We start from the raw sequence: 25,280 nt of genomic DNA, 5'->3' as shown, positions 1-25,280 counted from the left end.
TCTACTTGAACACTTGCTTGAAGAACGCTTGCATATCCGCCCACGAACTTTCATCCGCCGCCTTGTTGTAGCCGATGTCCGGACCACCATGCTCGCCATGGCTCAACCGATCCGCATCCGGGTTGGTGAAACCATGCTTGGCCCCGGGAATACTGACGAACTGGTAGTTGACCTTGGCGGCATCCATCTCCGCCTTGAACGCCGCGACCTGCTCCTGGGTGACCATGCTGTCGTCGGCACCGTGCTCGACCAGTACGTAGGCCTTCACCTCGCCGGGTTTGGCCGGTGTCTGTGTCGCCAGCGCGCCATGGAAGCTCACCACGGCATCGAGCTTTCTCACGCCGCGCCGTGCCGCATCGAGCACCACCTTGCCGCCGAAGCAGTAACCGACGGCGCCCAGGCTGCTCTTGTCGGTGTAGGGTTGTCGTGCCAGCAATTTCAAGCCGGCATCAAAACGTTTGGCCGCCTCATCCGGGTCTTTCATGGCTTCGGCCATGAATGCCTGGGCGTCCTGCGGATGCTCGGTGTGCTTGCCATCACCATACATGTCGATGGCCAGCGCGCTGTAGCCAAGGGCTGCGAGATCACGCGCGCGGCGCTTGGCGTAGTCATTCAGCCCCCACCACTCATGCACCACGACGATGCCCGGGCGTTCTTTCTTGCTGGCATCGTCATAGGCGTAGTAGCCGATCAAGCGTTTGCCCTCGGCGTCCTGGTAAGGGATTTCACGGGTCACTACTGCCGCTTGGGCAAGCACGGCACTGCACATCAGGGTCAAGGCCAGCAGAGCACGCATGTTCACTACTCCTTGTTTGGCAAACGGTTCGTTCAGCCGAGGTTCAGCCAAGGTTCAGCCGCGGTTCAGGGCACCCTGCTTACTCTAGCTTCCAGACCGAAACAGCGCCTTCAACTGGAGCAAGAAGCCATGAAAACCTTCAACACCCTGCTCGCCGCCATCGCCGTGTGTGCCGCTGGCATGACCACCGCCCAGGCCGCCGATGAAAACTTCGCCAGCCTCACCTACGGCCAGACCAGCGACAAGGTTCGCAAGTCTGGCCTGTTGCAAAGCAATACCGACAACCTCAACGCCGACGGCATCATCGGCAAGGACAATACCTGGGGTGTGCGCCTGGGCCGCATCAATGACCAGGGCCGCTACTACGTGACCTACGACAACGTCTCGGGCGATCACAGCGGCCTCAAGCTGCGCCAGGAGAACCTGCTGGGCAGCTATGACCTGTTCCTTCCGGTAGGGGATACCACCAAGCTGTTCGGCGGCGGCAGCCTCGGCGTGACCAAGTTGACCCAGGATTCGCCGGGGGCAAGTCGTGACAGCGATTATGGCTACGCGGTAGGGCTGCAGGCGGGCGTGATCCAGGAGCTGACCGACAAGGCTTCGGTAGAGCTGGGCTACCGTTACCTGCAAAGCAACGCCTCGACCGAAGTGGCGCCCAGCGGTGGGCCTAAGGCGGGTACCCTGCGTCTGACCAGCAGTGCACAGACTTACCTGTCGGCGAACTACAAGTTCTGAGGACTCGCGTTATCCTGTACCGGCCCTTTCGCGGGACAAGCCCGCTCCCACAGGTATCCTGGCGTTACTTGTGGGAGCGGGCTTGTCCCGCGAAAGGGCCGGGGCAGGCAACAGACGAAAAAGGAGAGCTAGATGAAACTTCTGGTGGTCGAGGACGAAGCCCTGCTGAGGCACCACCTCAATACCCGCCTGGGCGAAAGCGGCCATGTGGTCGAAGCCGTTGCCAATGCCGAAGAAGCGCTGTACCAGACCGAACAGTTCCATTTCGACCTGGCCATTATCGACCTCGGTCTTCCGGGCATGAGCGGGCTGGAGCTGATCGGTCGGCTGCGCAGCCAGGCCAAGGCCTTCCCCATCCTCATCCTCACCGCGCGTGGCAACTGGCAGGACAAGGTCGAAGGCCTGGCCGCCGGTGCCGATGATTACCTGGTCAAACCTTTCCAGTTCGAAGAGCTTGAAGCACGGCTCAATGCCCTGCTGCGTCGCTCCAGCGGCTTTACCCAGTCGACCATCGCCGCAGGCCCGCTGGTGCTTGACCTCAACCGCAAGCAGGCGACCCTGGATGAGCAGCCCCTGGCCTTGACCGCCTACGAGTACCGCATCCTCGAATACCTCATGCGCCATCACCAGCAGGTAGTGGCCAAGGAGCGGTTGATGGAGCAGCTCTACCCGGGCGACGAAGAGCGTGACCCCAACGTCATCGAAGTGCTGGTCGGCCGCCTGCGCCGCAAGCTTGAAGGCGAACACGGGTTCAAGCCGATCGACACGGTACGTGGCCTGGGCTACCTGTTCACCGAGCGCTGCCGGTGATCCGCTCGCTGCGGGTGCGGTTGATGCTGGCGGCGGCCGTGCTGGCGTTGCTGTTCATGCTGGCGCTGCTGCCGGCCTTGCAGAAGGCCTTCAGCCTGGCGCTGCAGGAGTCGATCGAGCAGCGTCTGGCCTCCGACGTCACCACGTTGATCTCGGCGGCACGCATCGAACATGGCCGGCTGCAGATGCCAGAGTTGCTGCCGGACGAACGCTTCAACCTGCCGTACACCGGCTTGCTCGGCTACATCTTCGACCGCGACGGCCAACTGGTCTGGCGCTCGCGGGCCACCGCCGACCAGAACATCAACTATCAGCCGCGCTACGATGGGCGTGGCAACGAATTTGCCCGCATCCACCAGAACGATGGCGAAGAGTTCTTCGTCTATGACGTCGAGATCAAGCTGCTCGGTGGGCAGAGCGCGGCGTACAGCATCGTCGCCTTGCAGCCGGTGCGCGAGTACCAGCAAACCCTGGCTGGCCTGCGTGAAAAGCTCTACCTCGGTTTTGGCGCTGCCTTGCTGGCCTTGTTGGCCTTGCTGTGGGCCGGCCTGACCTGGGGCCTGCGGTCGCTGCGGCGGTTGAGCCGTGAGTTGGACGAAGTGGAGTCCGGCGCACGCGACGGACTGAGCGCCGAACACCCCCGTGAGCTGCTGCGCCTGACCGGTTCGCTGAACCGCTTGCTGCGCAGCGAACGTGAACAGCGCCAGCGCTACCGCGATTCGCTGGGCGATTTGGCGCACAGCCTGAAAACCCCACTGGCGGTGCTGCAGGGCGTAGGCGAAAACCTGCAGCAGCGCACCGGCGAACGTGAGCAGGCGCGGGTGCTGCAGAGCCAGGTCGAGCGCATGAGCCAGCAGATCGACTATCAACTGCAGCGTGCCAGCCTGCGCAAGAGCGGCCTGGTGCGTCACCGTGTGCAACTGCGACCGGTGCTGGAAAGCCTGTGCAGCACCCTGGACAAGGTCTACCGCGACAAGCGTGTCGAGGTCATGCTCGATGTGTCGGCGCAGGCAGAGGTGCCGATGGAGCAGGGCGCCTTGCTGGAGTTGCTCGGCAACCTGCTGGAGAACGCCTACCGGCTGAGCCTGGGCCTGATACGGGTGAGCCTGCAGGAGGCGCCTGGGCAGCTGACCTTGTGCGTCGAGGATGATGGCCCTGGGGTGCCGGCAGACCAGCGGGAGCGAATTCTCGAGCGTGGCGAGCGGCTGGACCGGCAGCATCCCGGGCAGGGGATTGGCCTGGCGGTGGTCAAGGACATCGTCGACAGCTATGACGCGGCGTTGAGCCTGGAGGATTCGCCGTTGGGTGGGGCGGCTTTCAGGCTCACCTTTCACCTGGAGTGAAGGGCAGGCAGTACCGGCCTCATCGCCGGCAAGCCGGCTCCCACAGATACTTCACCGCTCCCGTGTGGGAGCCGGCTTGCCGGCGATGAGGCCAGTGATCTGCGGGCGGATTCCCGCCATCCTCCCTGTTCAAATTCCGCCACCGGGCGGAAATCCGCCACTTCTTATCCGCCATTTCGCCCCGTCGCTGGGCATTTTCCTCAAGCAATTGCGGCCTTCGCACAGTTCGCGAGCATTTTGGCATCGCCCTTGCTATCTCCGTTGGCAGAGGCCTGCCCAGGCAGCTCGAACACAACGACAAATCCCTCCAGGTGCAGGAGGGTTAGCGATTCAGGTGCCCAACCACCCTGGGAAGGGTGAAGCCAGCACACTTGAGGAAAATGAGCCATGACGACACGTCAGCCGCTGTACAAATCCCTGTATGTCCAGGTGATCATCGCCATCACCATCGGCATCCTGCTCGGCCACTTCTACCCGGAAACCGGCGTTGCCCTCAAACCCTTGGGTGATGGCTTCGTCAAACTGATCAAGATGGTCATCGCCCCGATCATCTTCTGTACCGTGGTCAGCGGCATCGCTGGCATGCAGAGCATGAAGTCGGTCGGCAAGACCGGCGGCTACGCGCTGATGTACTTCGAAGTCGTCTCCACCATCGCCCTGATCATTGGCCTGGTGGTGGTCAACGTGGTCAAGCCGGGCGCTGGCATGCACATCGACGTCAGCACCCTGAACGCCAGCAGCGTGGCCGCCTACGCCGCCGCCGGCGCGCAGCAGACCACTGTCGGCTTCCTGCTCAACATCATTCCCAACACCATCGTCGGCGCCTTCGCCAACGGCGATATCCTGCAGGTGTTGATGTTCTCGGTGCTGTTCGGTTTCGCCCTGCACCGCCTGGGCAGCTATGGCAAGCCAGTGCTGGACCTGATCGACCGCTTCGCCCATGTCATGTTCAATATCATCAACATGATCATGAAGCTCGCGCCGGTCGGTGCCTTTGGCGCCATGGCGTTCACCATCGGCCAGTACGGCGTCGGTTCGCTGGTGCAGCTGGGCTACCTGATGGCCTGCTTCTACATCACCTGCCTGGCGTTCATCCTCATCGTCCTCGGCGGTATCTGCCGCGCCCACGGCTTCAGTGTCCTCAAGCTGATCCGCTACATTCGTGAAGAGCTGCTGATCGTGCTGGGCACCTCCTCCTCGGAGTCGGCGCTGCCACGCATGCTGGCCAAGATGGAGCGCCTGGGCGCGAAGAAATCGGTGGTTGGCCTGGTGATCCCGACCGGCTACTCGTTCAACCTGGACGGCACCTCGATCTACCTGACCATGGCCGCCGTGTTCATCGCCCAGGCCACCGACACCCACATGGACATCACCCACCAGATCACCCTGCTGCTGGTGTTGCTGGTAGCGTCCAAAGGTGCCGCAGGCGTGACCGGTTCGGGCTTCATCGTCCTCGCCGCCACCCTCTCCGCCGTTGGCCACCTGCCGGTTGCCGGCCTGGCGCTGATCCTCGGTATCGACCGCTTCATGTCCGAAGCCCGCGCCCTGACCAACCTGATCGGCAACGCCGTTGCCACTGTGGTGGTGGCCAAGTGGGTCAATGAAATGGACAACGACAAGCTGGCGTCGGAACTGGCTTCCGGTGGTGCACCGCTGATCGACACTCGCCCGACCGACGACCTGGGCGTAGCGGAAGGCCCGGCTCGCTGAGTGTGATGCAGTCATGAAGAAGGCGACCCTAGGGTCGCCTTTTTTGTGTCTGCTGTTTCAGCTGCGTCATTGCCGGCCCTTTCGCGGGACAAGCCCGCTCCCACAAGTACCCCACAGATTTCTGAATCAGCGGGAATCCTGTGGGAGCGGGCTTATCCCGCGAAAGGGCCGGTTCATTCAACACGCGTCTCGCCGCTGTAAATCAGAATCTCTCTACACCGCCGACACAGATACCGCCGCCCCTGATGCACCAGCCTGTGCCGCTGCGCAGTAAACGGAAAATCACTCTCCGGACAAGGGCACCGATAGATGTACCGGGTCACCACCCGTCGCTGCACCTCATAGTTGTGGCAACGGTTCGGCGGCAGCTCATAGACCCCGCGCATGATCAGCTGCCACTCCTCGCCATGGGCCTGAATGCGCTCACCGAACAGTTGATGGGCAACCAGGTGCGCCACCTCATGGGCGACGGTCTGACGCAGGAAGTCTTGCTGGTTTTCGCGGTACAGCTGCAGGTTGAAGCGCAGCAGGTTCTCGTGCAGGTGGGCGACGCCGGCCTTCTGGCCGCGCAGCTTGAAGCTCACGTGTGGGCGCGGGAAAGGGCGTTTGAAGAAGGCTTCGGCTTGCTGGTAACAGGTTTCGACGCGTTGTTTGAGCAGCTCGGGCATGGCGGGGTAATTCTCCTGACCGGTCATTATGCCGCAGCGCGGTGAAGGTGCCGAGCCCACTGGTCAGCAGGCAGACAAAGGCCGCCTTGCGGCGGCCCCTGGCTTGATGCCCCAGTGTTGGTTGGATCTAGTTGGTATAGACGGGCCCTACGCCCAGGCCCCAGATGATCACGGTAGCAGCCATGATCGCCACCAGTACCACCAGGCCCACTGCCAGCACCGAGCTGGAGAACAGGAAGCCTTCATCCGATGGAATGTTCATGAACGTCGGCAAGCCGACATAGAGCAGGTACACGGTGTAGCAGATGGCGGCAGTGCCCACCAGCATGCCCAGCCACAGGTGCGGGTAGAGCGCCACCAGGCCGCCGAGGAACAGTGGGGTGGCAGTGTAGGTGGCAAATGCGATGCACTGGGCCAGGGACGGGTTGGCATCGTAGGTGCGAGCCATCCAGTGAATGAACGCGCCCATCACCGCTACCCCGGCGAGCATCGCCAGGTAGGACATGATGCTCATCCATAGCGCGCTTTCCACGGTCAACATGACCGCCGGACGGCCACCGATCACCCAGCCGACCTGGGTGGTGCCGATGAATGCCGAAATGGCGGGGATTGCCGCCAGGATCAGCGTGTGTGTCAGGTACATGTGACTGATGCTTTCTTCTTCCCCGCGAATCTCGCGCCATTCCTGATCAGGATGGGTAAAAAGGCCCACAACGTGATGAATCATGCCGGTCACTCCTCTCTATGTTGCCAACCGCCCCCCAGGTGGAGCGCAAGCGGCCCGAGGCCAAGACAACCGATGCAAGCGGTAATGTGGCCTTATGTCGCAGTATAGGAAGCCGTTGTCAGCATAAAACCGGCTTTTTAGAGCAAATTGCGCTGTCGGTAGTGCTGCTGATTACATTGAAGTCTTTATCGGTTAGCCCTACAGCCGCGTCAGGTTTGTGCGTAAAATAGCCGCCTTTTGTCACACCTCGCGGATTCAAGCGCTATGGGCACCCTCTCGGTCAACCAGAACAAACTGCAAAAACGCCTGCGTCGCCTCGCTGGCGAAGCCATCACCGACTACAACATGATCGAGGATGGCGACAAGGTCATGGTCTGCCTGTCTGGCGGCAAGGACAGCTACACCATGCTCGACGTTCTGTTGCACCTGCAGAAGGTGGCACCGATCACGTTCGAGATCGTCGCGGTGAACATGGACCAGAAGCAGCCGGGCTTCCCCGAGCATGTGCTGCCGGCCTACCTCAAGGAACTGGGCGTCGAGTACCACATCGTCGAGAAAGACACCTACTCGGTGGTCAAGGAGCTGGTGCCCGAGGGCAAGACCACCTGCTCGCTGTGCTCGCGCCTGCGCCGTGGCACCTTGTACACCTTCGCCGACGAGATCGGCGCGACCAAGATGGCCCTGGGGCACCACCGCGACGACATCGTCGAAACCTTCTTCCTCAACATGTTCTTCAACGGCGCGCTCAAGGGCATGCCGCCGAAGCTGCGCGCCGATGACGGGCGCAACGTGGTGATCCGCCCGCTGGCCTACTGCAACGAGAAAGACATCCAGGCCTACTCGGACATGAAGGAATTCCCGATCATTCCGTGCAACCTGTGCGGTTCCCAGGAGAACCTGCAGCGCCAGGTGGTCAAGGACATGCTGGTGGAGTGGGAGCGCAAGCACCCGGGCCGTACCGAGAGCATCTTCCGCGCCCTGCAGAACGTTGCCCCGTCGCAGCTGGCCGACCGCAACCTGTTCGATTTCACCAGCCTGAAGATCGACGAGAGCGCCACCCCGCGCTTCCTTGATGTGCTGAACATCTGAGCCCATGCGCGATTACCAGTGGCTGCACGAATACAGCCTGAACCGCTTCGGCTCGGCCCAGGCCCTCGAAGCCTTCCTGCCGCAGCCGCGCACGCCAGCGCAGCTGCGCGACATCAGCGATGACCGCTACCTGTCGACCCTGGCCCTGCGCGTGTTCCGCGCGGGCCTCAAGCACAGTCTGGTGGACGCCAAGTGGCCGGCGTTCGAGCAGGTGTTCTTCGGCTTCGACCCGGAGAAAGTGGTGCTGATGGGGGCTGAGCACCTGGAGCGACTGATGCACGACGAGCGCATCATCCGCCATCTCGGCAAGCTCAAGAGCGTGCCGCGCAATGCGCAGATGATCCTCGACGTGGCGAAGGAGAAGGGCAGTTTCGGCGCATTCATCGCCGACTGGCCGGTGACCGATATCGTCGGCTTGTGGAAGTACTTGGCCAAGCAGGGCAACCAGATGGGCGGGCTATCGGCGCCGCGCTTCCTGCGCATGGTCGGCAAGGACACGTTCATCCCGACCGATGACATGGCGGCTGCGCTGATTGCCCAGAAGATCATCGACAAGGCGCCGACCAGCCAGCGGGATCTGGCGCTGGTGCAGCAAGCGTTCAATCAATGGCACGAAGAGAGCGGGCGGCCGCTGTGCCAGTTGTCGGTGATGCTGGCGCATACCGTCAATCATTGAGACCGTCGGGGCCGCTTAGCGGCCCTTTCGCGACACAAGGCCGCTCCTACAGGGATACGCATTCCCCTGTAGGAGCGGCCTTGTGTCGCGAAAGGGCTGCAAAGCAGCCCCAGACTTCAACTCCCTTCGCCCGCCAAGCGCCGCTCCTGCTGAAACTTCCAGCGCACAAAAAGCAGCCCACTGACAAATAACCCCAGGCTTACCAGCACCTCAACCCAGCCAAACACCGCCCGCGCCGGGTCGAACGCCGCCAGCACGCCCTTGATGAAATAGATATTCACCACAAAGCAGGTCCAGGCATGCGCCCGGGCACTGCCCATCAGCATGCCCGGCACCAGCAACAGCAGTGGCACCAGCTCGATCGCCAGAATCACCCCGACCCGCGCCCCATGCAGGTTGGCGAACCACAGGTTGTTCACCACCAGCAAGGCGATCAGGCCAAAAAAGAAGGCCAGGCTCAGCGCCCGCGTCAGGCGCACACGCGGTGCCAGCCATGCCAGCGACGGCAACACCTTGGGCTTTCTAGCCACGCGCGGCCTCCAGTGCCTTGGCCGTGGTCGCCAGGCGTTGGCCAAGGGCGCGGCACAGGGTGATCTCGTGCTGATCGAGTTCACGCTTGCCATCGGCACCGGCATGGTGGCTGGCGCCGTAAGGCGTGCCGCCACCGCGGGTCTCCAGCAGTGCCGATTCGCTGTAGGGCAGGCCCATCACCAGCATGCCGTGGTGCATCAGCGGCAGCATCATCGACAGCAAGGTGGTTTCCTGGCCGCCGTGCAGGCTGGCGGTGGAGGTGAACACCGCGGCGGGCTTGCCGACCAGTTCGCCCCCCAGCCACAGGCTGCTGGTGCCATCGAGGAAGTACTTCAACGGCGCGGCCATGTTGCCAAAGCGGGTCGGGCTGCCCAGCACCAGGCCTGCGCAGTGGCGCAGGTCGTCGAGGGTGGCGTACAGCGCGCCGCTGGCCGGAATGTCCGGGGCCACGGCTTCGCATTCGGTGGAAATCGCCGGCACCGTGCGCAGGCGTGCCTCCATGCCGGCCAGCTCGATGCCGCGGGCAATGTGCCGGGCCATTTCGCTGGTCGAGCCGTGGCGGCTGTAATAGAGCACCAGGATAAACGGCGCACTCACGGCAGAATCTCCAGCACCTTCTCCGGTGGACGGCCGATCACCGCCTTGTCACCGGCGATCAGGATCGGCCGTTCGATCAGCTTGGGGTGCTGGGTCATGGCGTCGATCAGTTGCGCGTCGCTCAGGGCCGGGTTGGCCAGGTCGAGTGCCTTGTATTCGTCTTCGCCGGTACGCAGCAGCTGGCGCGGGGCAATGCCCAGCTTGCCGAGCAGGGCCTTGAGGGTGGCAGCATCTGGCGGGGTTTCCAGGTAACGTACGATGGTCGGTGCCAGGCCCCGTTGTTCGAGCAGTTCCAGCGCGCCGCGGGATTTCGAGCAGCGCGGGTTATGATAGAGCGTCAGGTCAGTCATGTCGGGTCGCATCCAGCTGGGTGTGGCGGCTATTCTAACCGCAGCGACTGACCCATTTGCTCGAAAACTTGAGAAGGATTGACCCATGGCAAGGCGTTTGGCAGCAGTACTGGCCATCACCGCGAGCCTGTTGCTCGGTGGTTGCGGTGCCGACTACGGCGTGGACCAACACGGTAATACGGTAAAGGCCGAGCAGCTCGACGGGCACTGGCTGGTGCTCAACTACTGGGCCGAATGGTGCGGCCCGTGCCGTACCGAGATTCCAGAACTGAACACAGCGGCCAAGCAGTGGGCGGCCGACGGTATCAAGGTGGTCGGGGTGAACTTCGACGGCTTGCAGGGGCAGGAATTGAAACAGGCGACCGATACCTTGGGTATTGGCTTCACCGTGCTGGCCCAGGATCCGGCCGAGCGCTATGACCTGCCGCGCAGCGAGGCGCTGCCGGTGACCTACATCATCGATGACAAGGGCAAGGTGCGCGAGCAGCTGCTGGGCGAGCAGACCCTGGAAGGGCTGCAGGCCAAGATCAAGGCCCTGAAAGGCGCTTGATGTTCTGGGGCTGCTTTGCAGCCCTTTCGCGACACAAGGCCGCTCCTACAGGGGTTACGCGATTCCCTGTAGGAGCGGCCTTGTGTCGCGAAAGGGCCGCAAAGCGGCCCCAACAATCTTCAGCCTTCCTCAGGCCAGAAGCGCAAAGGCTTCCCCTCAGCCGGCCAGAACCGCATCTGCTCGACCGGCGACACATCCCAGCGCTGCACCGTCTCCAGCGCCTGCAAAAAGCGCTTTTCCTGCTCCATCAAAGCCGGCGCGCAAAGCTTGCGGGTCTTGCCGACCTTGCCAAAGCTCAGGTGCTCGCCGTCCAGGGTATACGGCGCGAACCAATGGTTGCAGCCGGCATTGCCATAGGCGCGGCCATCGCTGGCCAGGGTCAGGGTCAGGTGGCTGTAGTCGATCAGCGGGCGTTCACCGATCCACTCCAGCACATAGCTGCGTTCCTGCTGCAGCTTCGACGGTTCGGCGGCGCAGCCAAGCAGGCCGCTGGCAACCAGCACGCCGGTCAGCACATTCTTCACGCGGCGCTCTCCTGGCATTTCGGGCACAGGTGCTTGTCGCCACGGCTGGCCCAGCCCAGCTCGGTGACGCGCGCGGTGGCGGCCGGCTGGCGGGCTTTCTTGCCCAGCTTGGCGTCCACGGCGAACTCGAAGTCCAGCACCGCGTCGCAGCTGTCGCACTCGACCTGCCAGGTGAGGATCTCCAGCTCGTTGAACACCGGGCCGCTGGTCACGGCAACCCACTGGCCGCGCGGGTTGATCAGGTGACGCACGCTTTCCACTGTCAGGCGCATGGCCAGGTCCTTGCTGCCCTTGAGGGTGACCAGCAGGGTGTCGCCTTTGTGCATCGAACCACCGTTGCCGGTCACCTGGTAACGGCCAGGTACCAGGGCGCGGCATTCGATCAGGGTGTGTTGCGGGTTGAAAAGGGTGTAGCGGAAATCGTGCTCGACCATGGGTCCTCCAGAAATGCCGCGTATCCTAGCATTAACCTGTGACCTGATTCTGCGGTTTGCCAGCCGCCCAGCGGATGATGTTGTCCAGCGTGGTCGCGGCGATGGCGTCCAGGGCTTCGCGGGTCAGGAAGGCCTGGTGCGCGGTGACGATCACGTTGGGGAAGGTCAGCAGGCGCGCCAGTACATCGTCCTGCAGCGGCAGGTCCGAGCGGTCCTCGAAGAACAGCTGTGCTTCCTCTTCATACACGTCCAGGCCCAGGTAGCCGAGCTGGCCGCTTTTCAGTGCATCGATCAGGGCCGGCGTGTCCACCAGCGCGCCACGGCCGGTGTTGATCAGCATGGCGCCGGGCTGCAGCTGGGCCAGGCTCTGGGAGTTGATCAGGTGTTTGGTGTGCTCGGTCAACGGGCAGTGCAGGCTGATGATTCGCGCCTCGCGCAGCAGTTCGGGCAGCTCCAGGTAGCGGGCCCCCAGCGCCAGCAGCTCGGGGTTGGGGTAGGGGTCGTAGGCCAGCAGCTGGCAGCCGAAACCGGCCATGATGCGGGCGAAGGCAGCGCCGATCTGGCCGGTGCCGACCACGCCGACGGTCTTGCCGTGCAGGTCGAAGCCGGTCAGGCCGTGCAGGGTGAAGTCGCCTTCGCGGGTGCGGTTGTAGGCACGGTGCAGGCGGCGATTCAGCGCCAGGATCAGCGCGACGGCATGTTCGGCCACCGCATGCGGCGAGTAGGCCGGCACACGCACCACCGCCAGGCCCAGGCGCTGGGCGGCGGCCAGGTCGACATGGTTGTAGCCGGCCGAACGCAGGGCGATCAGGCGCGTGCCGCCGGCGGCCAGTCGCTGCAGCACCTGGGCGTCGAGTTCATCGTTGATGAAGGCGCACACCACATCAAAGCCCTGGGCCAGGGCGGCGGTGTCGAGGGTCAGGCGGGCGGGCTGGAAGTGCAGCTCCAGGGGCAGGTTTTGGCTGGCCTGGGTGAAGCTTTCCTGGTCATAGTGCTGGCTGCTGAACAACAGGGCGCGCATGGTCGGGCTTCCTATTTCGAGGTAGTGGGGATTGTAGCCAGCTGCCAGGGCAGAAGTGTTGATCTGCACCGGCCCTATCGCCGGCAAGCCAGCTCCCACAGGCGTCGGTGGCAACGCGGACAGGGTGGGAGCCGGCTTGCCGGCGATAGGGCCCCTGAGTTCAGGCGCTGAGCCGCGCCTGCGCCGCCAGCCGGCAGATCGCCCCGTCCAGCTCATCCAGTGCCTGCTGCGCCTGCGGATGATTCTGCTTGAGCAAGGTCTCACTGCGTTGGCACGCCGCGCGCAGCTGCGGCACGCCGCAATAACGCGATGCCCCATTGAGTCGATGCACCTGCTCGATCAGCGCGGTGTGGTCCTCGGCCTCGCGCGCGGCGCGGATCGCTTCGCGGTCGCTGTCCAGCGATGCCAGCAGCATGGTCAGCATGTCGGCGGCCAGGTCCGGCTTGCCGGCTGCCAGGCGCAGGCCTTCGTCAGGGTCGAGCACGCGCAGGTCACGGCTATCGGCCTGCGGCTCATCCAGGCGCTCCAGAGGCGCGGCGCCCAGGCTCAACCCGGTCCACTTCATCACGACCTGGACCAGCTGGCGTTCGCTGATCGGTTTGGTCAGGTAGTCGTCCATGCCGCTGTGCAGCAAGGCGCGTTTTTCGTTGGCCATGGCATGGGCGGTGAGGGCGACGACCGGCAGCGGACTGCCACTCTGGGTGTTTTCCCACAGGCGGATCTGCTCGGTGCAGGCACGCCCATCCATGCCGGGCATCTGTACGTCCATCAGCACCAGGTCGAAGGTTTCGCTCTGCACCGCCTGCAGTGCGGCCTGACCGTTGTCGACCGCCAGCACATCGGCCCCCAGGTCTTCGAGCAGGGTCTGCACCAGCAGCAGGTTGGCGGGATTGTCGTCGACACAGAGGATCTTTGCCCGGCGCTCGGCGCGGTTGCCCGCGTTCGCTTCGGCGAATGGGCGACGCGGTTGCAGCAGCTCCAGCAGCAGGCGGCGCAGCTTGCGCGTGCAGGTTGGCTTGGACAGCAGCTGACCGTGGCCATTGGGCAGGAACGGGTGGTAAAGCGCCTGTTCGGTGGTCGGGCACAACACCACGCACAGGCACTGGAAACGTTCCAGTTGCTGGTGGTAGTGGCCCAGTTGCTCGGGCGACAAACTGCCCAGGTTGGCGCCCAGTACGGCGAATTCGAACGGCAGGCCGGCCTGGTGCGCAGCCTGCACACCCTGCAGCAGATGATCGTAGGAGGCGAACAGGCTCACGCTCAGGCCACAGTCCTCCAACTGGTGTTCGAGGGCCTGGCGCGCCAGCTCATGGCCATCGACGATCGCCGCGCGACGGCCCAGCAGTGGTTGCAGCGGCTGCTCCTCCATGTCGTCGTGCGCCTTGGGCAGGCTCAGGCTGATCCAGAACTGCGAACCTTCGCCCGGCGTGCTGTCGACCCCGATCTCGCCACCCATCTGTTCGATCAGGCGCTTGGAGATCACCAGGCCCAGGCCGGTGCCGCCCGGTTGCCGTGCCAGCGAGTTGTCCGCCTGGCTGAATGCCTGGAACAGCGTGCGCACGTCCTGGGGCGACAGGCCGATACCGGTGTCCTGCACGCTGATGCGCAGTTGCGCGCTGTCTTCGTGTTCGTCTTCGAGCATGGCCCGCACGACGATGGTGCCTTCGCGGGTGAACTTGATCGCGTTGCTCACCAGGTTGGTGAGGATCTGCTTGAGCCGCAACGGGTCACCGACCAGCGACGACGGTGTGTCGCGGTAGATCAGGCTGAGCAGTTCGAGCTGCTTGGCGTGGGCGGCGGGGGCGAGGATGGTCAGGGTGTCCTGAATCAGGTCGCGCAGGTTGAACGGGATGCTGTCGAGCACCAGTTTGCCAGCCTCGATCTTGGAGAAGTCGAGGATCTCGTTGATGATCCCCAGCAGGTTGTCGGCAGACTTTTCGATGGTGCTCAGGTAATCCAGCTGGCGCGGGGTCAGCTCGCTTTTCTGCAGCAGGTGGGTGAACCCGAGTATACCGTTGAGCGGCGTGCGGATCTCGTGGCTCATGTTGGCCAGGAACTCCGACTTGATGCGGCTGGCCTCCAGGGCCTCCTTGCGCGCCATGTCCAACTCGATGTTCTGGATTTCGATGGTTTCCAGGTTCTGGCGCACGTCCTCGGTGGCCTGGTCGATGCTGTGCTGCAGCTCTTCGTGGGCGCTGTGCAGGGTCTCGGCCATGCGGTTGATACCGCGTGCCAGTTCGTCCAGCTCGTGGCTGCCCATGGCGGGCAGGCGCTCTTCGAGATGGCCGTCCTTGAGCTGGTTGACCGCATGCTTGATGCGCGCGATAGGGTCATTGATGGTGCGGCTCATGCGCATCGCCAGCAGGCCACTGAGGCCAAGGCAGGCCAGGATCAGCAGCACGGTAGTGAACAGATTGCGGTAGCCACGCAGCAGTGTGCCGTCGTGGGACAGTTCAATTTCGACCCAGCCCAGCAGACGCTCGGCTTCGGCAGGGACGGCATCGGTGGCCAGGTCGCGGTGATGACCGAACACCGGCATCAAGTAGCGGGTGGCGTCGTTGCCGCTGCGCTCCAGCAGCTGGGTGCCGGTGCCGCCGCTGGGCGCCTGGTTGATCATGCTGGGGCCGGCATGGGCCAGGCGGCTACGGTCCGGGGCAAGGAACGCCACGGCGCGCACATCGGCCTGTTCCAGGGTTTGCGCAGCGATGCGTTCAAGCTGCGCGGGCGTTAGTCGGGCCAGGGCAGGGGCGGCCAGCGGAGCCAGTTGCTCGGCGATCATCTTGCCGCGCTGCAGCAGTTGGGTGCGCAACTCATTTTGCTGCAACCAGGTGAAGTAGCAGCCCAGCACCAAGGCCATCAGGCTGGCCGGTAACAGTGCCAGTAGCAGAACCCGGCTGCGGATTCCCAAACGATCGAGCACACCAGCCTCCTGTCATGTGCCTGTACGCCGCGGCCGGAGCCGCGAGCCAAAGCGGAAAGTTACTCTGCCTGCCGCATGAATGCACCTCTTTGCGATGTTTTCGCTGGCCTGTCACCGCATTGGTCGCGGGGCGGTTGCCTAGATCGGTAGCATGCTCAATAATTGCACGCAATTGAGAATGCATGGCAGTTGCCAATGAATCCCGTAGCTATTCACTCATCCAGCATCCTGGCCATCGAGGACGATCCGGTACTGGGCGCCTACCTGCATGAGGAATTGCAGCGTGGTGGTTTTCAGGTGACCTGGTGCCGTAACGGGCTCGAAGGCCTGGAAACGGCCAGTCGGCAGGCCTTCGACGTGGTACTGCTGGATATCCTCCTGCCAGGGCTGAACGGCCTGGACGCCTTGGCTCAGTTGCGTCGGCGCAGCGCCACGCCGGTGATCCTGATGTCGGCACTGGGCGCTGAAGCCGATCGTATCTGTGGCTTCCAGCGAGGGGCCGACGACTATCTCCCCAAACCTTTCAGCATGGCCGAGTTGCAGGTGCGCATCGAGGCGATCCTGCGCCGCGTCGCCCTCGAACGTCGCCACCAGCCAGCGCAGGAACTCGCCACGGGCGAGCTTCGCTTCGACGATGGCCTGTGCGATGTCAGCCTGGGCGGCCAACATGCGGGCCTCACCCCCAGCGAGTACCGCCTGTTCGACATCCTCAACCGCAACTTCGACGAGGTGCTGAGCAAGCCCTTCCTTTATCAGCAGGTGTTGCAGCGCGGCTATTCGCGCCACGACCGCAGCCTGGACATGCATGTCAGCCAGATTCGCCGCAAGCTCAAGGGTATCGGCTACCACGAGCGGCAGATCCGCACCGTCTGGGGCAAGGGCTACGTGCTCAGTGTCGGCGAGGCGGAGTGAGCGATGCTCGACCGTCATTCGCTGTTCTGGAAGCTGGCTATCCTGCTGGTGGGTTTCTGCCTGCTGATGATCGGCCTGAGCTACACTTGGGGCCGCCACATGGAAACCCAGAATGCCTTTCTCGACGAGCCCGCCCGCCAGGTGTTGCGCGGCTATGCCAGCGAGGCCGAGCAGGCCTGGCGCAGCGGCGGGCAGGCCGGGCTGGACCAATGGGTCGCGGCCATGCAGCAGCGCGAGCAGGGCTGGCTCGGCGTGCTCGACACCCAACTGCGGCCCTTGAACAGTGCCACCCTGGGCCCGGAGATCATGCAACGCCTGACTCGTCTGCGCGGGGTCGACTGGCCCATGAGCCGGCGCAGCATCGACCAGCCCTGGCTGCGCATTCCGTTCCCTGGGGCGCCGGAGCAAGGCATGCTGGTGATCGAGTTGCCGACACGCTTCACCCCCGGTCAGTACCAGATGGCCTGGCGCGTCGTCACCAACGGCATCATTCCTGGCCTGTTCACCTTGCTGCTGTGCATCGGCCTGTACCGCATGCTGATCGTGCCGCTCAACCAGCTGCGCGAGCAGGCCAATGCCTGGCGCGCCGACCAGCTCTCGGCACGTCTGGACTCACGCACCATCGCCCGGCATGACGAGCTGGGCGAACTGGCCCGTGCCTTCGACCAGATGGCAGAGCGGCTGCAGGGCACGGTGGCCATGCAGCAGCAACTGCTGCGCGATTTGTCCCACGAGATGCGCACGCCACTGAGCCGGTTGCGCGTGGCCTGTGACGGTGAAACCGACCTTGAGCGCTTGCGCGAGCGGCTGGACCGTGAAGTGGACTGCATGCAGCAGCTGGTCGAGGACACGCTGCAGCTGGCCTGGCAGGACGCCGAACGGGCACCGATGAACCTTGAGCCGATCCAGGTGCAGGCGTTGTGGGAGCTGTTGGTCGAGGATGCCTGTTATGAAAGCGGTTGGTCGCCTGAGCGCTTGCGTTGCGAGCTGCCGCCCCATTGCTGGGTGCAGGGCAACCTCAACCACCTGGCCCAGGCCGTCGAAAACATGCTGCGCAATGCCATCCGCCATTCGCCGGAAAACGGCCTGGTGCGTTTGGGTGGGCAGCGTGAGGGGAGCTATTGGCGGTTGTGGCTGGGAGATGAGGGCGGTGGTGTGGCCGAGGGCGACCTGGAGCGGATCTTCGCGCCGTTTTCCCGCCTCGACGGCTCGCGCCCGGGGGATGGTGGGTTCGGTCTGGGGTTGAGCATTGCCCGCAGCGCGATCCAGCGTCAGGGCGGTACCTTGTGGGCGGAGAATGGCAAGCGCGGGCTGCGCTTGTGCATGCGCCTGCCGGTTCATGTGCCGGCTGCACAGGCCCCATCGCCGGCAAGCCGGCTCCCACAGGTACAGCACTAACCCTGTGGGAGCCGGCTTGCCGGCGATGGGGCCCGCACGGACAACACAAGGCCATATAGCTTGTAGCTATACCGACCACAGATTGCGTGATATGGCGGCGAAGGGTTTGCCGGTATGATAGGCACCCCTGCCGTCCGGATTGTGAAATACACCATGACCTTGCAGTACCCAACCATCGCCGATTGCGTCGGCAATACGCCCCTGGTTCGCCTGCAGCGCATCGCTGGAGAAACCAGCAACACGCTCCTGCTCAAGCTCGAAGGTAACAATCCCGCCGGTTCCGTGAAGGACCGCCCGGCACTGTCGATGATCACCCGCGCCGAATTGCGCGGCCAGATCAAGCCCGGCGATACCCTGATCGAAGCCACCTCCGGCAACACCGGCATCGCCTTGGCCATGGCGGCGGCGATCAAGGGTTACAAGATGATCCTGATCATGCCCGACAACTCCACCGCCGAGCGCAAGGCTGCCATGACCGCCTACGGCGCCGAGCTGATTCTGGTGACCAAGGAAGAGGGCATGGAAGGCGCCCGCGACCTGGCCGAGAAGCTGCAGGCCGAAGGCCGCGGCCTGGTCCTCGACCAGTTCGCCAATGGCGACAACCCGATCGCCCATTACACCAGCACCGGCCCGGAGATCTGGCAGCAGACCCAAGGCACCATCACCCATTTCGTCAGCTCCATGGGCACCACCGGTACCATCATGGGCTGCTCGCAGTACCTCAAGGAGCAGAACCCGGCGGTGCAGATCGTTGGCCTGCAACCGATGGAAGGCTCGGCGATCCCGGGCATTCGCCGCTGGCCCGAGGAGTACCTGCCGAAAATCTTCGACGCCACCCGCGTCGACCGCGTGGTCGACATGTCCCAGCAGGAAGCCGAGGAAACCACTCGCCGCCTTGCCCGCGAAGAGGGCATTTTCTGCGGCGTGTCTTCCGGTGGTGCGGTGGCAGCCATGCTGCGCCTGTCCCAAGAAGTGGAAAACGCGGTGATGGTTGCGATCATCTGTGACCGCGGCGACCGTTACCTGTCCACCGGCCTGTTCGACCCGAGCTAAATGTCCAGAAAGAAAAGCAACAGCGGCCTGCGCTTCCAGCCGGCCGGCGGCAACCGTACCCCTCAGGTCCCCGTGGGCAAGAAGCAGCGCCTGGAAATCGAGCGCCTGGCCGGTGACGGCCGCGGCATCGCCTTCCTTGATGGGCGCACCTGGTTCGTCAGTGGCGCCCTGGCCGGTGAAGCGGTCGAGGCGCGGGTACTCAATGCCCGCGGCAAGGTGGTCGAAGCGCGCCTGGAGCGGGTACTGCAAGCCAGCCCGGAGCGACGCCAGGCACCGTGCCGTCACTACCAACGCTGCGGTGGCTGCAACCTGCAGCACCTGCCGCACGACGCCCAACTGGCGCTCAAGCAGCGCACCCTGGCCGAACAGTTGCAGCGGGTTGCCGGCGTACAGCCCGAAGCGTGGGCTGAACCCTTGAGCGGCCCGGAGTTCGGCTACCGGCGGCGGGCGCGGGTAGCGGTGCGCTGGGATGTGAAAGCGCGCCAGCTGGATGTAGGCTTTCGCGCCGAAGCCAGTCAGGAAATTGTCTCCATAGATGACTGCGCAGTGCTGGTACAGCCTTTGCAATCTATTCTTCGTCACTTACCGACCGTGCTGCGCTCGCTGAGCAAGCCACAGTCGATCGGCCATGTGGAGTTGTTCAGCGGCACCGCCGAAGCTGTACTGGTTCGACATGTGGCGCCGTTGTCGGCGGAAGACCTGACGCGACTGCAGGCATTCTGCAGCGAAGCCAACGCGCAGCTCTGGCTGCAAGGCGAAGGTGAGCCGGCGCCGGTGGATGCCGAGGCGAAACTGGGCTTTGCCCTGGAGCCCTGGCAGCTTGAGCTGGCATGGCGCCCGGGCGATTTTGTCCAGGTCAATGCCCAGGTCAACACGGCCATGATCGAGCAAGCGCTGGCCTGGCTCGCGCCGCAGGCCGACGAGCGTGTGCTGGACCTGTTCTGCGGCCTGGGCAACTTCGCCTTGCCGCTGGCCCGTCAGGCACGTGAAGTGGTGGCGGTGGAAGGTGTACAGGCCATGGTCGACCGTGCCGCGGCCAATGCCCGAAACAACAATGTGCATAACGCACGGTTTTTTCAGGCCGATTTATCGCAGCCTTTGGCAGGCGCCGGATGGGCCGCCGAGGGCTTTTCTGCGGTACTCTTGGATCCACCGCGCGACGGTGCGTTCGAGGTGGTGCAAGGCATCGCCCGCCTCAAGGCCAGACGGCTGGTCTACGTATCGTGCAACCCGGCCACGCTGGCGCGAGACGCCCAGGTGCTGGTCGGCCAGGGGTACCGGTTAAAAAGGGCCGGGATTCTCGACATGTTTCCTCAGACGGCGCATGTCGAAGCCATGGCGTTATTCGAAGCGGGCTAGCGAACTGGCCCCTTGGTGCGGCCTCCATGGACTGGGGGTCGCACGGTGATAGCCAGTGCACCCATGGGGTGCGCTGTATGGAAAGGTAAAAGAAAGATGGTACAGGTGAGAGTGCACCAGCCGGTCAACACCGACGGCAGTATCAATCTCGAAGCATGGCTGGATCATGTGGTGAGCGTCGATTCGGCATTGGATCGCGTGGCACTCAAAGAGGCCTGCGAGTTCGCCCAGGAAATCGAGAAGAAGGGCAACCCGGCCAAGCATTCATGGGCCGATGGTACCTCCAGTTTCCAGGCAGGTCTTGAGATCGCCGAAATCCTCGCCGACCTCAAGCTCGACCAGGATTCCCTGGTGGCGGCAGTCATCTATCGTTCGGTGCGTGAGGGCAAGGTGACCCTGGCTGAAGTCGGCCAGCGTTTCGGCCCGGTAGTGTCCAAGCTGATCGACGGCGTGCTGCGCATGGCCGCCATCAGCGCCAGCCTCAGCCCGCGCCAATCGCTGGTGCTCGGTTCCCAGGCGCAGGTCGAGAACCTGCGCAAGATGCTCGTGGCGATGGTCGACGACGTGCGCGTGGCACTGATCAAGCTGGCCGAGCGCACCTGCGCGATCCGTGCAGTGAAATCCGCCGATGACGAAAAGCGCCTGCGCGTGGCCCGCGAAGTGTTCGACATCTATGCGCCGCTGGCCCACCGCCTGGGCATCGGCCATATCAAGTGGGAGCTGGAAGATCTGTCCTTCCGCTACCTCGAACCCGATCAGTACAAACAGATCGCCAAGCTGCTGCATGAGCGCCGGCTGGACCGCGAGCGCTTCATCAGCGATGTGATGAACCAACTGCAGAACGAACTGCTGGCCACTGGCGTCAATGCCGATATCAGCGGCCGGGCGAAACACATCTATTCGATCTGGCGCAAGATGCAGCGCAAAGGCCTGGAGTTCAGCCAGATCTACGACGTGCGCGCGGTGCGCGTGCTGGTGCCCGAGGTGCGCGACTGCTACACCGCGCTGGGTATCGTGCACACCCTCTGGCGGCACATCCCCAAGGAGTTCGACGACTACATCGCCAACCCCAAGGAAAACGGCTACCGCTCGCTGCACACGGCGGTGATCGGCCCCGAGGGCAAAGTGCTGGAAGTGCAGATCCGTACCCACGGCATGCACGAGGAGGCCGAGCTCGGCGTGTGCGCCCACTGGCGTTACAAGGGCACCGACGTCAAGCCCAGCTCCAACCACTACGAAGAGAAGATCTCCTGGCTGCGCCAGGTGCTCGAATGGCACGAAGAGCTGGGCGACATCGGTGGTCTGGCCGAGCAGCTGCGGGTCGATATCGAACCGGACCGGGTCTATGTATTCACCCCGGACGGCCATGCCATCGACCTGCCCAAGGGCGCCACCCCGCTAGACTTCGCCTACCGCGTACACACCGAGATCGGCCACAACTGCCGAGGCGCCAAGATCAACGGGCGCATCGTGCCGCTCAACTACAGCCTGCAGACCGGCGAGCAGGTGGAGATCATCACCAGCAAGCACGGCAACCCGAGCCGCGACTGGCTGAACTCCAACCTCGGCTATGTCACCACCTCGCGGGCGCGGGCCAAGATCGTCCACTGGTTCAAGCTGCAGGCGCGCGACCAGAACGTCGCCGCCGGCAAGACCCTGCTCGAACGCGAACTCAGCCGTCTGGGCCTGCCCCAGGTGGACTTCGAGCGCCTGGCCGAGAAAACCAACGTCAAGACCGCCGAGGACATGTTCGCCTCGCTCGGTGCCGGCGACCTGCGCCTGGCACACCTGGTCAACGCCGCTCAGCAGTTGCTCGAACCCGATCGCATCGAACAGATCGAGCTGGTGCCGCGCAAGCCTACCGGGCCGCGTACCGGCAAGCGTGGTGATATCCAGATCCAGGGCGTGGGCAACCTGCTGACGCAGATGGCCGGCTGCTGCCAGCCGCTGCCGGGCGATGCCATCGTCGGCTACATCACCCAGGGCCGCGGCGTGAGCATTCACCGCCAGGACTGCGCCTCGGTGCTGCAGCTGGCCGGGCGTGAGCCGGAGCGGATGATCCAGGTGAGTTGGGGGCCGATACCGGTACAGACCTACCCGGTCGATATCGTCATCCGTGCCTACGACCGGCCGGGCTTGCTGCGCGACGTGTCGCAGGTGCTGCTCAACGAGAAGATCAACGTGCTGGCGGTGAACACCCGCTCGAACAAGGAAGACAATACTGCGCTGATGTCGCTGACCATCGAGATTCCTGGCCTGGATGCGCTGGGGCGCCTGCTGGGCAGGATCTCGCAGTTGCCGAACATCATCGAGACGCGGCGTAATCGTACCCCTTGAGGCTGCGGTGCCTGTATCGCGGATAAATCCGCTCCTACCCGGTAGGAGCGGATTTATCCGCGATACAGGCGCCACTGAAGGACCTGCTTAAATGACCTACACCCTCGAAGACCTGCTGCACCTCATGGCCCGCCTGCGCGACCCGCAGTACGGTTGCCCATGGGACCTCAAGCAGAACTACGCCAGCATCGTTCCGCATACGATCGAAGAAGCCTACGAGGTCGCCGACACCATCGAACGTGGCGACTTCGAGCACCTGCAGGGCGAGCTCGGCGACCTGCTGTTCCAGGTGGTCTACTACAGCCAGTTGGCCCGGGAGGAGGGGCGTTTCGAGTTCGACGGCGTGGTCGATGCCATCACCCGCAAGCTCATCCGTCGTCATCCCCATGTCTTCCCCACCGGCGAGCTCTACGCGCCGCTGGATACCCCCAGCCTGAGCGAGGCCCAGGTCAAGTCGCGCTGGGAGGAGATCAAGGCCGAGGAACGCGCCGAGAAGAGTGACCCGCAACAACTGTCGTTGCTCGATGACGTGCCTGCAGCCTTGCCGGCCCTGTCACGGGCGGCCAAACTGCAGAAGCGTGCGGCCACTGTCGGTTTCGACTGGCCCGATGCCTTGCCAGTGCTCGACAAGGTCCGCGAGGAGCTCGACGAAGTGCTGCAGGCCATGGCCGATGGTGATGCCCAGGCCCTGGAAAACGAAGTAGGTGACCTGCTGTTTGCCGCCGTCAACCTGGCCCGCCACCTCAAGCAAGACCCGGAAAACGCCCTGCGCCGCGCCAACCGCAAGTTCGAACGGCGTTTCCGCTTCATCGAACAGGCATTGCGCGACAGCGGTCGACCCATCGAAGATTGTAACCTTGACGAACTGGACGCCCTTTGGGGAGAAGCCAAGCGTCAGGAAAAGAACCTGCCCAGCTGCGGCTGAGTGGCTGCATAAGTGAGTGAACATCCATGAGTATTTCCCTTCGCGATCAATTGCTCAAGGCCGGTCTGGTCAACCAGAAACAGGTCTCCCAGGCCAACAAGGCTGAAAAGAAACAGAAACGCCTGGAGCACAAGGGCCAGGTCGAAGTTGACGACAGTCAGCAGCGCATGGCCAAGGAAGCCATGGCCGAGAAGGCCAAGCGTGACCAGGAACTGAACCGCCAGCAGCAGGAGAAGGCCGAGCAGAAAGCCCGTGCCGCACAGGTCAAGCAGTTGATCGAAGCGACCCGCCTGCCCAAGCTGAACACCGAGGATTACTACAACTTCGTCGATGACAAGAAGGTCAAGCGCATTGCCGTCAACGCCTTGATGCGCAGCAAGCTGAGCAACGGCGCGCTGGCGATCGTTGCCCATGGTGGTGGTTACGAAGTGATTCCGCGCGAAGCGGCGGTGAAGATCCAGGAGCGCGACCCTAACCGCATCCTGCTGCTCAATACCCATGTGGAGGAAGCGGACGAGGATGATCCGTATGCGGCCTACAAGATCCCGGACGATCTGATGTGGTAAGACTGAAAAGCCCCGCCTAGGCGGGGCTTTTTCATGGAAGACGGGTCACTGCGTGTCGCGCTGGATTTCCAGCTCTTCGAGCTCAACACGGTACTGGTGAGCTTCATGTTCATGGTGGAACATGCCCACCAGTTGACCCTGCTGGTGCACATCCCAGATCCGCACGCCAGCGGCCAGGCCTTCGTGGGACATTCTCGATTCGTCGCGTTCGGTTACTTGGACTGTCATCGGTAAACTCCACTTCTTGGTTGGTTGCGACACTGTGTCGCACACCCCTTTTATAGAGTTTGTTAGCAGGCTAAGTAAATAAAACTGCCATGAAACAAGTTTCATGTATGGTCGCGAGCGCCTGTAGGAGCGGCCTTGTGTCGCGAAAGGGCTGCGCAGCAGCCCCTGCAACATCGCGGCATGACTGAGATCCCGGGGCGCTGCGCACCCTTTCGCGACACAAGGCCGCTCCTACAAGCACCGGGTGCCCATTAAAAAGAAACCCCGCACAAGGCGGGGTTTCGAGCAAAATAGGCTGCAGCGGATCAGTTGCCTTTCACCGACTTGCCGTCGACCGTGCCATCCTGCAGCACGATCACATACTCCTTGCCATCGGTTTCGACCTGACGCAATTGCACCAGCAGGTAGTCCCATTCCTTGGCGAACCACAGTTCGGTGATGCGCTTGCTCTGGCTCGGGTCGCGCACGCGCTCGACCTTCACGGCATCGACCTGGCCGGTCTTGGTGGTGACTTTCTCGGTGCCCAGGACGCGGAAGTCATAGGTGTCGATCTCGTCACCGTCGACCACCTGGTAGGTCATGCTTTTCTTGCCAGCGGCCACGTCATGCTGCAGTGCCAGCTGGTAGGAGGACTTGTCCAGCACGCCACGGTTGAGCGGCAGGCTGACGGCGTCGCCGCGGTCGCTGCCGGTCACTTTCTTGGCGTCCCAGTCGAAGTTCAGGTCGACCTTCTTGGCCTTGCCCAGGCCACCGCGTTCGAAGTGATACTTCTGCGGCAGCAGGGTGTCGTTGTCCAGGCGCAGGGTGCTTTGCTCGGTCAGGCTGGCGATCATCATGGAAGCCTTGAAGTTAAGGTCCCAGGTGCCGTTGGCGTTTTTGACCAGGCTGCGCTCGGCAGTCCCGCTCATGGGCAATTGCTTCCAGTCGGCGGTGTAGCTGGCCGAGAAAGGCTTCAGGTCAGCTGCCTGGAGTGGCAGGGCAAGCACGGCGAGAGCCAAGAGCAGGGCGCGACGCATAATTT

The 25,280-nt window shown here is 63.4% G+C and carries 26 protein-coding genes; 14 read left to right on the top strand and 12 right to left on the bottom strand.

The window, feature by feature from the left end; translation table 11 throughout:
• Position 1: 1 nt before the first annotated feature.
• Entirely contained in the window at positions 2–796 is a 795-nt protein-coding gene (locus ACIPZG_RS25080) for a dienelactone hydrolase family protein (protein ID WP_400717913.1), read from the bottom strand.
• A gap of 129 nt (positions 797–925) precedes the next feature.
• On the opposite strand from ACIPZG_RS25080, the gene ACIPZG_RS25075 reads away from it, so the two are divergent.
• The 4 genes from ACIPZG_RS25075 to ACIPZG_RS25060 all read left to right on the top strand — a co-directional run bounded on the left by ACIPZG_RS25075 (position 926) and on the right by ACIPZG_RS25060 (position 5,394).
• Positions 926–1,531 (top strand): outer membrane beta-barrel protein, encoded by a 606-nt coding sequence (locus tag ACIPZG_RS25075; protein ID WP_400717910.1) that lies wholly within the window; start codon positions 926–928, stop codon positions 1,529–1,531.
• Positions 1,532–1,663: 132 nt separating this feature from the next.
• The gene (locus ACIPZG_RS25070; protein ID WP_400717907.1) at positions 1,664–2,341 is read left to right on the top strand and encodes a response regulator; all 678 of its coding nucleotides are present in this window, start codon (positions 1,664–1,666) and stop codon (positions 2,339–2,341) included.
• Complete coding sequence (locus ACIPZG_RS25065; protein ID WP_400717905.1) at positions 2,338–3,684, top strand: ATP-binding protein; 1,347 nt, start codon at positions 2,338–2,340, stop codon at positions 3,682–3,684. The genes ACIPZG_RS25070 and ACIPZG_RS25065 overlap by 4 nt, the downstream gene beginning before the upstream one ends.
• 387 nt (positions 3,685–4,071) lie before the next feature.
• Positions 4,072–5,394: a dicarboxylate/amino acid:cation symporter gene (locus tag ACIPZG_RS25060; RefSeq protein ID WP_400717902.1), complete on the top strand. Its 1,323-nt coding sequence runs from the start codon at positions 4,072–4,074 to the stop codon at positions 5,392–5,394.
• Between the two features lie 173 nt (positions 5,395–5,567).
• Here the strand turns inward: ACIPZG_RS25060 and ACIPZG_RS25055 are convergent, their stop codons facing one another.
• Complete coding sequence (locus ACIPZG_RS25055; protein WP_008100711.1) at positions 5,568–6,062, bottom strand: SprT family zinc-dependent metalloprotease; 495 nt, start codon at positions 6,060–6,062, stop codon at positions 5,568–5,570.
• Between the two features lie 127 nt (positions 6,063–6,189).
• On the bottom strand, positions 6,190–6,789 hold the full coding sequence (locus ACIPZG_RS25050) for a Yip1 family protein (RefSeq protein WP_400717899.1): 600 nt from the start codon (positions 6,787–6,789) through the stop codon (positions 6,190–6,192).
• 264 nt (positions 6,790–7,053) lie between these two features.
• On the opposite strand from ACIPZG_RS25050, the gene ttcA reads away from it, so the two are divergent.
• The gene (gene ttcA, locus ACIPZG_RS25045) at positions 7,054–7,878 is read left to right on the top strand and encodes a tRNA 2-thiocytidine(32) synthetase TtcA (protein WP_008100705.1); all 825 of its coding nucleotides are present in this window, start codon (positions 7,054–7,056) and stop codon (positions 7,876–7,878) included.
• Positions 7,879–7,882: 4 nt separating this feature from the next.
• The gene (locus tag ACIPZG_RS25040; protein WP_400717897.1) at positions 7,883–8,554 is read left to right on the top strand and encodes a DNA-3-methyladenine glycosylase I; all 672 of its coding nucleotides are present in this window, start codon (positions 7,883–7,885) and stop codon (positions 8,552–8,554) included.
• A 116-nt stretch (positions 8,555–8,670) separates the two neighbouring features.
• On the opposite strand, the gene ACIPZG_RS25035 is transcribed toward ACIPZG_RS25040, so the two are convergent.
• The 3 genes from ACIPZG_RS25035 to arsC are packed head-to-tail and all read right to left on the bottom strand — an operon-like array spanning position 8,671 to position 10,032.
• Positions 8,671–9,084 carry a DUF2069 domain-containing protein gene (locus ACIPZG_RS25035; RefSeq protein WP_400717894.1) on the bottom strand — a complete coding sequence of 138 codons (414 nt, stop codon included), beginning with the start codon at positions 9,082–9,084 and terminating at the stop codon, positions 8,671–8,673.
• Positions 9,077–9,682 (bottom strand): NAD(P)H:quinone oxidoreductase, encoded by a 606-nt coding sequence (wrbA, locus tag ACIPZG_RS25030; RefSeq protein WP_008100699.1) that lies wholly within the window; start codon positions 9,680–9,682, stop codon positions 9,077–9,079. Before wrbA ends, ACIPZG_RS25035 begins: the two co-directional genes overlap by 8 nt.
• Entirely contained in the window at positions 9,679–10,032 is a 354-nt protein-coding gene (gene arsC / locus ACIPZG_RS25025; protein WP_400641463.1) for an arsenate reductase (glutaredoxin), read from the bottom strand. The genes wrbA and arsC overlap by 4 nt, the downstream gene beginning before the upstream one ends.
• Positions 10,033–10,117: 85 nt before the next feature.
• On the opposite strand from arsC, the gene ACIPZG_RS25020 reads away from it, so the two are divergent.
• Entirely contained in the window at positions 10,118–10,582 is a 465-nt protein-coding gene (locus tag ACIPZG_RS25020) for a TlpA disulfide reductase family protein (protein WP_400717892.1), read from the top strand.
• A 119-nt stretch (positions 10,583–10,701) separates the two neighbouring features.
• On the opposite strand, the gene ACIPZG_RS25015 is transcribed toward ACIPZG_RS25020, so the two are convergent.
• The 4 genes from ACIPZG_RS25015 to ACIPZG_RS25000 all read right to left on the bottom strand — a co-directional run bounded on the left by ACIPZG_RS25015 (position 10,702) and on the right by ACIPZG_RS25000 (position 15,481).
• Entirely contained in the window at positions 10,702–11,106 is a 405-nt protein-coding gene (locus tag ACIPZG_RS25015) for an META domain-containing protein (protein ID WP_400717890.1), read from the bottom strand.
• A complete protein-coding gene (locus tag ACIPZG_RS25010; RefSeq protein WP_400717888.1) occupies positions 11,103–11,540 on the bottom strand; it encodes a hypothetical protein in 438 nt (145 codons plus the stop codon). The genes ACIPZG_RS25015 and ACIPZG_RS25010 overlap by 4 nt, the downstream gene beginning before the upstream one ends.
• A gap of 31 nt (positions 11,541–11,571) precedes the next feature.
• Positions 11,572–12,561 carry a 2-hydroxyacid dehydrogenase gene (locus tag ACIPZG_RS25005; protein WP_400717886.1) on the bottom strand — a complete coding sequence of 330 codons (990 nt, stop codon included), beginning with the start codon at positions 12,559–12,561 and terminating at the stop codon, positions 11,572–11,574.
• A 160-nt stretch (positions 12,562–12,721) separates the two neighbouring features.
• Positions 12,722–15,481 carry a response regulator gene (locus ACIPZG_RS25000; RefSeq protein WP_400717884.1) on the bottom strand — a complete coding sequence of 920 codons (2,760 nt, stop codon included), beginning with the start codon at positions 15,479–15,481 and terminating at the stop codon, positions 12,722–12,724.
• A 195-nt stretch (positions 15,482–15,676) separates the two neighbouring features.
• Between ACIPZG_RS25000 and ACIPZG_RS24995 the strand changes: the two genes are divergently transcribed.
• From ACIPZG_RS24995 to ACIPZG_RS24965, 7 genes are all read left to right on the top strand, one after another.
• Positions 15,677–16,393: a response regulator transcription factor gene (locus ACIPZG_RS24995; RefSeq protein WP_400717881.1), complete on the top strand. Its 717-nt coding sequence runs from the start codon at positions 15,677–15,679 to the stop codon at positions 16,391–16,393.
• Between the two features lie 3 nt (positions 16,394–16,396).
• The gene (locus ACIPZG_RS24990; RefSeq protein WP_400717879.1) at positions 16,397–17,791 is read left to right on the top strand and encodes a histidine kinase sensor domain-containing protein; all 1,395 of its coding nucleotides are present in this window, start codon (positions 16,397–16,399) and stop codon (positions 17,789–17,791) included.
• A 153-nt stretch (positions 17,792–17,944) separates the two neighbouring features.
• Complete coding sequence (gene cysM / locus ACIPZG_RS24985; protein WP_043273190.1) at positions 17,945–18,844, top strand: cysteine synthase CysM; 900 nt, start codon at positions 17,945–17,947, stop codon at positions 18,842–18,844.
• Positions 18,845–20,203 (top strand): 23S rRNA (uracil(1939)-C(5))-methyltransferase RlmD, encoded by a 1,359-nt coding sequence (rlmD, locus tag ACIPZG_RS24980; protein WP_400717876.1) that lies wholly within the window; start codon positions 18,845–18,847, stop codon positions 20,201–20,203.
• A 96-nt stretch (positions 20,204–20,299) separates the two neighbouring features.
• Positions 20,300–22,540: a GTP diphosphokinase gene (gene relA / locus ACIPZG_RS24975; protein WP_008092181.1), complete on the top strand. Its 2,241-nt coding sequence runs from the start codon at positions 20,300–20,302 to the stop codon at positions 22,538–22,540.
• Positions 22,541–22,631: 91 nt separating this feature from the next.
• Positions 22,632–23,465 (top strand): nucleoside triphosphate pyrophosphohydrolase, encoded by an 834-nt coding sequence (gene mazG / locus ACIPZG_RS24970; protein ID WP_400717873.1) that lies wholly within the window; start codon positions 22,632–22,634, stop codon positions 23,463–23,465.
• A 26-nt stretch (positions 23,466–23,491) separates the two neighbouring features.
• Positions 23,492–24,031 carry a DUF2058 domain-containing protein gene (locus ACIPZG_RS24965; protein ID WP_008092178.1) on the top strand — a complete coding sequence of 180 codons (540 nt, stop codon included), beginning with the start codon at positions 23,492–23,494 and terminating at the stop codon, positions 24,029–24,031.
• A 45-nt stretch (positions 24,032–24,076) separates the two neighbouring features.
• On the opposite strand, the gene ACIPZG_RS24960 is transcribed toward ACIPZG_RS24965, so the two are convergent.
• On the bottom strand, positions 24,077–24,259 hold the full coding sequence (locus tag ACIPZG_RS24960) for a hypothetical protein (RefSeq protein ID WP_400717870.1): 183 nt from the start codon (positions 24,257–24,259) through the stop codon (positions 24,077–24,079).
• A gap of 305 nt (positions 24,260–24,564) precedes the next feature.
• Positions 24,565–25,275 carry a DUF3108 domain-containing protein gene (locus ACIPZG_RS24955; RefSeq protein WP_400717867.1) on the bottom strand — a complete coding sequence of 237 codons (711 nt, stop codon included), beginning with the start codon at positions 25,273–25,275 and terminating at the stop codon, positions 24,565–24,567.
• Positions 25,276–25,280 lie beyond the last annotated feature (5 nt).

It is taken from the genome of Pseudomonas sp. NPDC089395 (genome assembly GCF_044749525.1).
Lineage (GTDB): Bacteria > Pseudomonadota > Gammaproteobacteria > Pseudomonadales > Pseudomonadaceae > Aquipseudomonas.
This window is presented reverse-complemented; position numbering and strand designations above follow the sequence as displayed.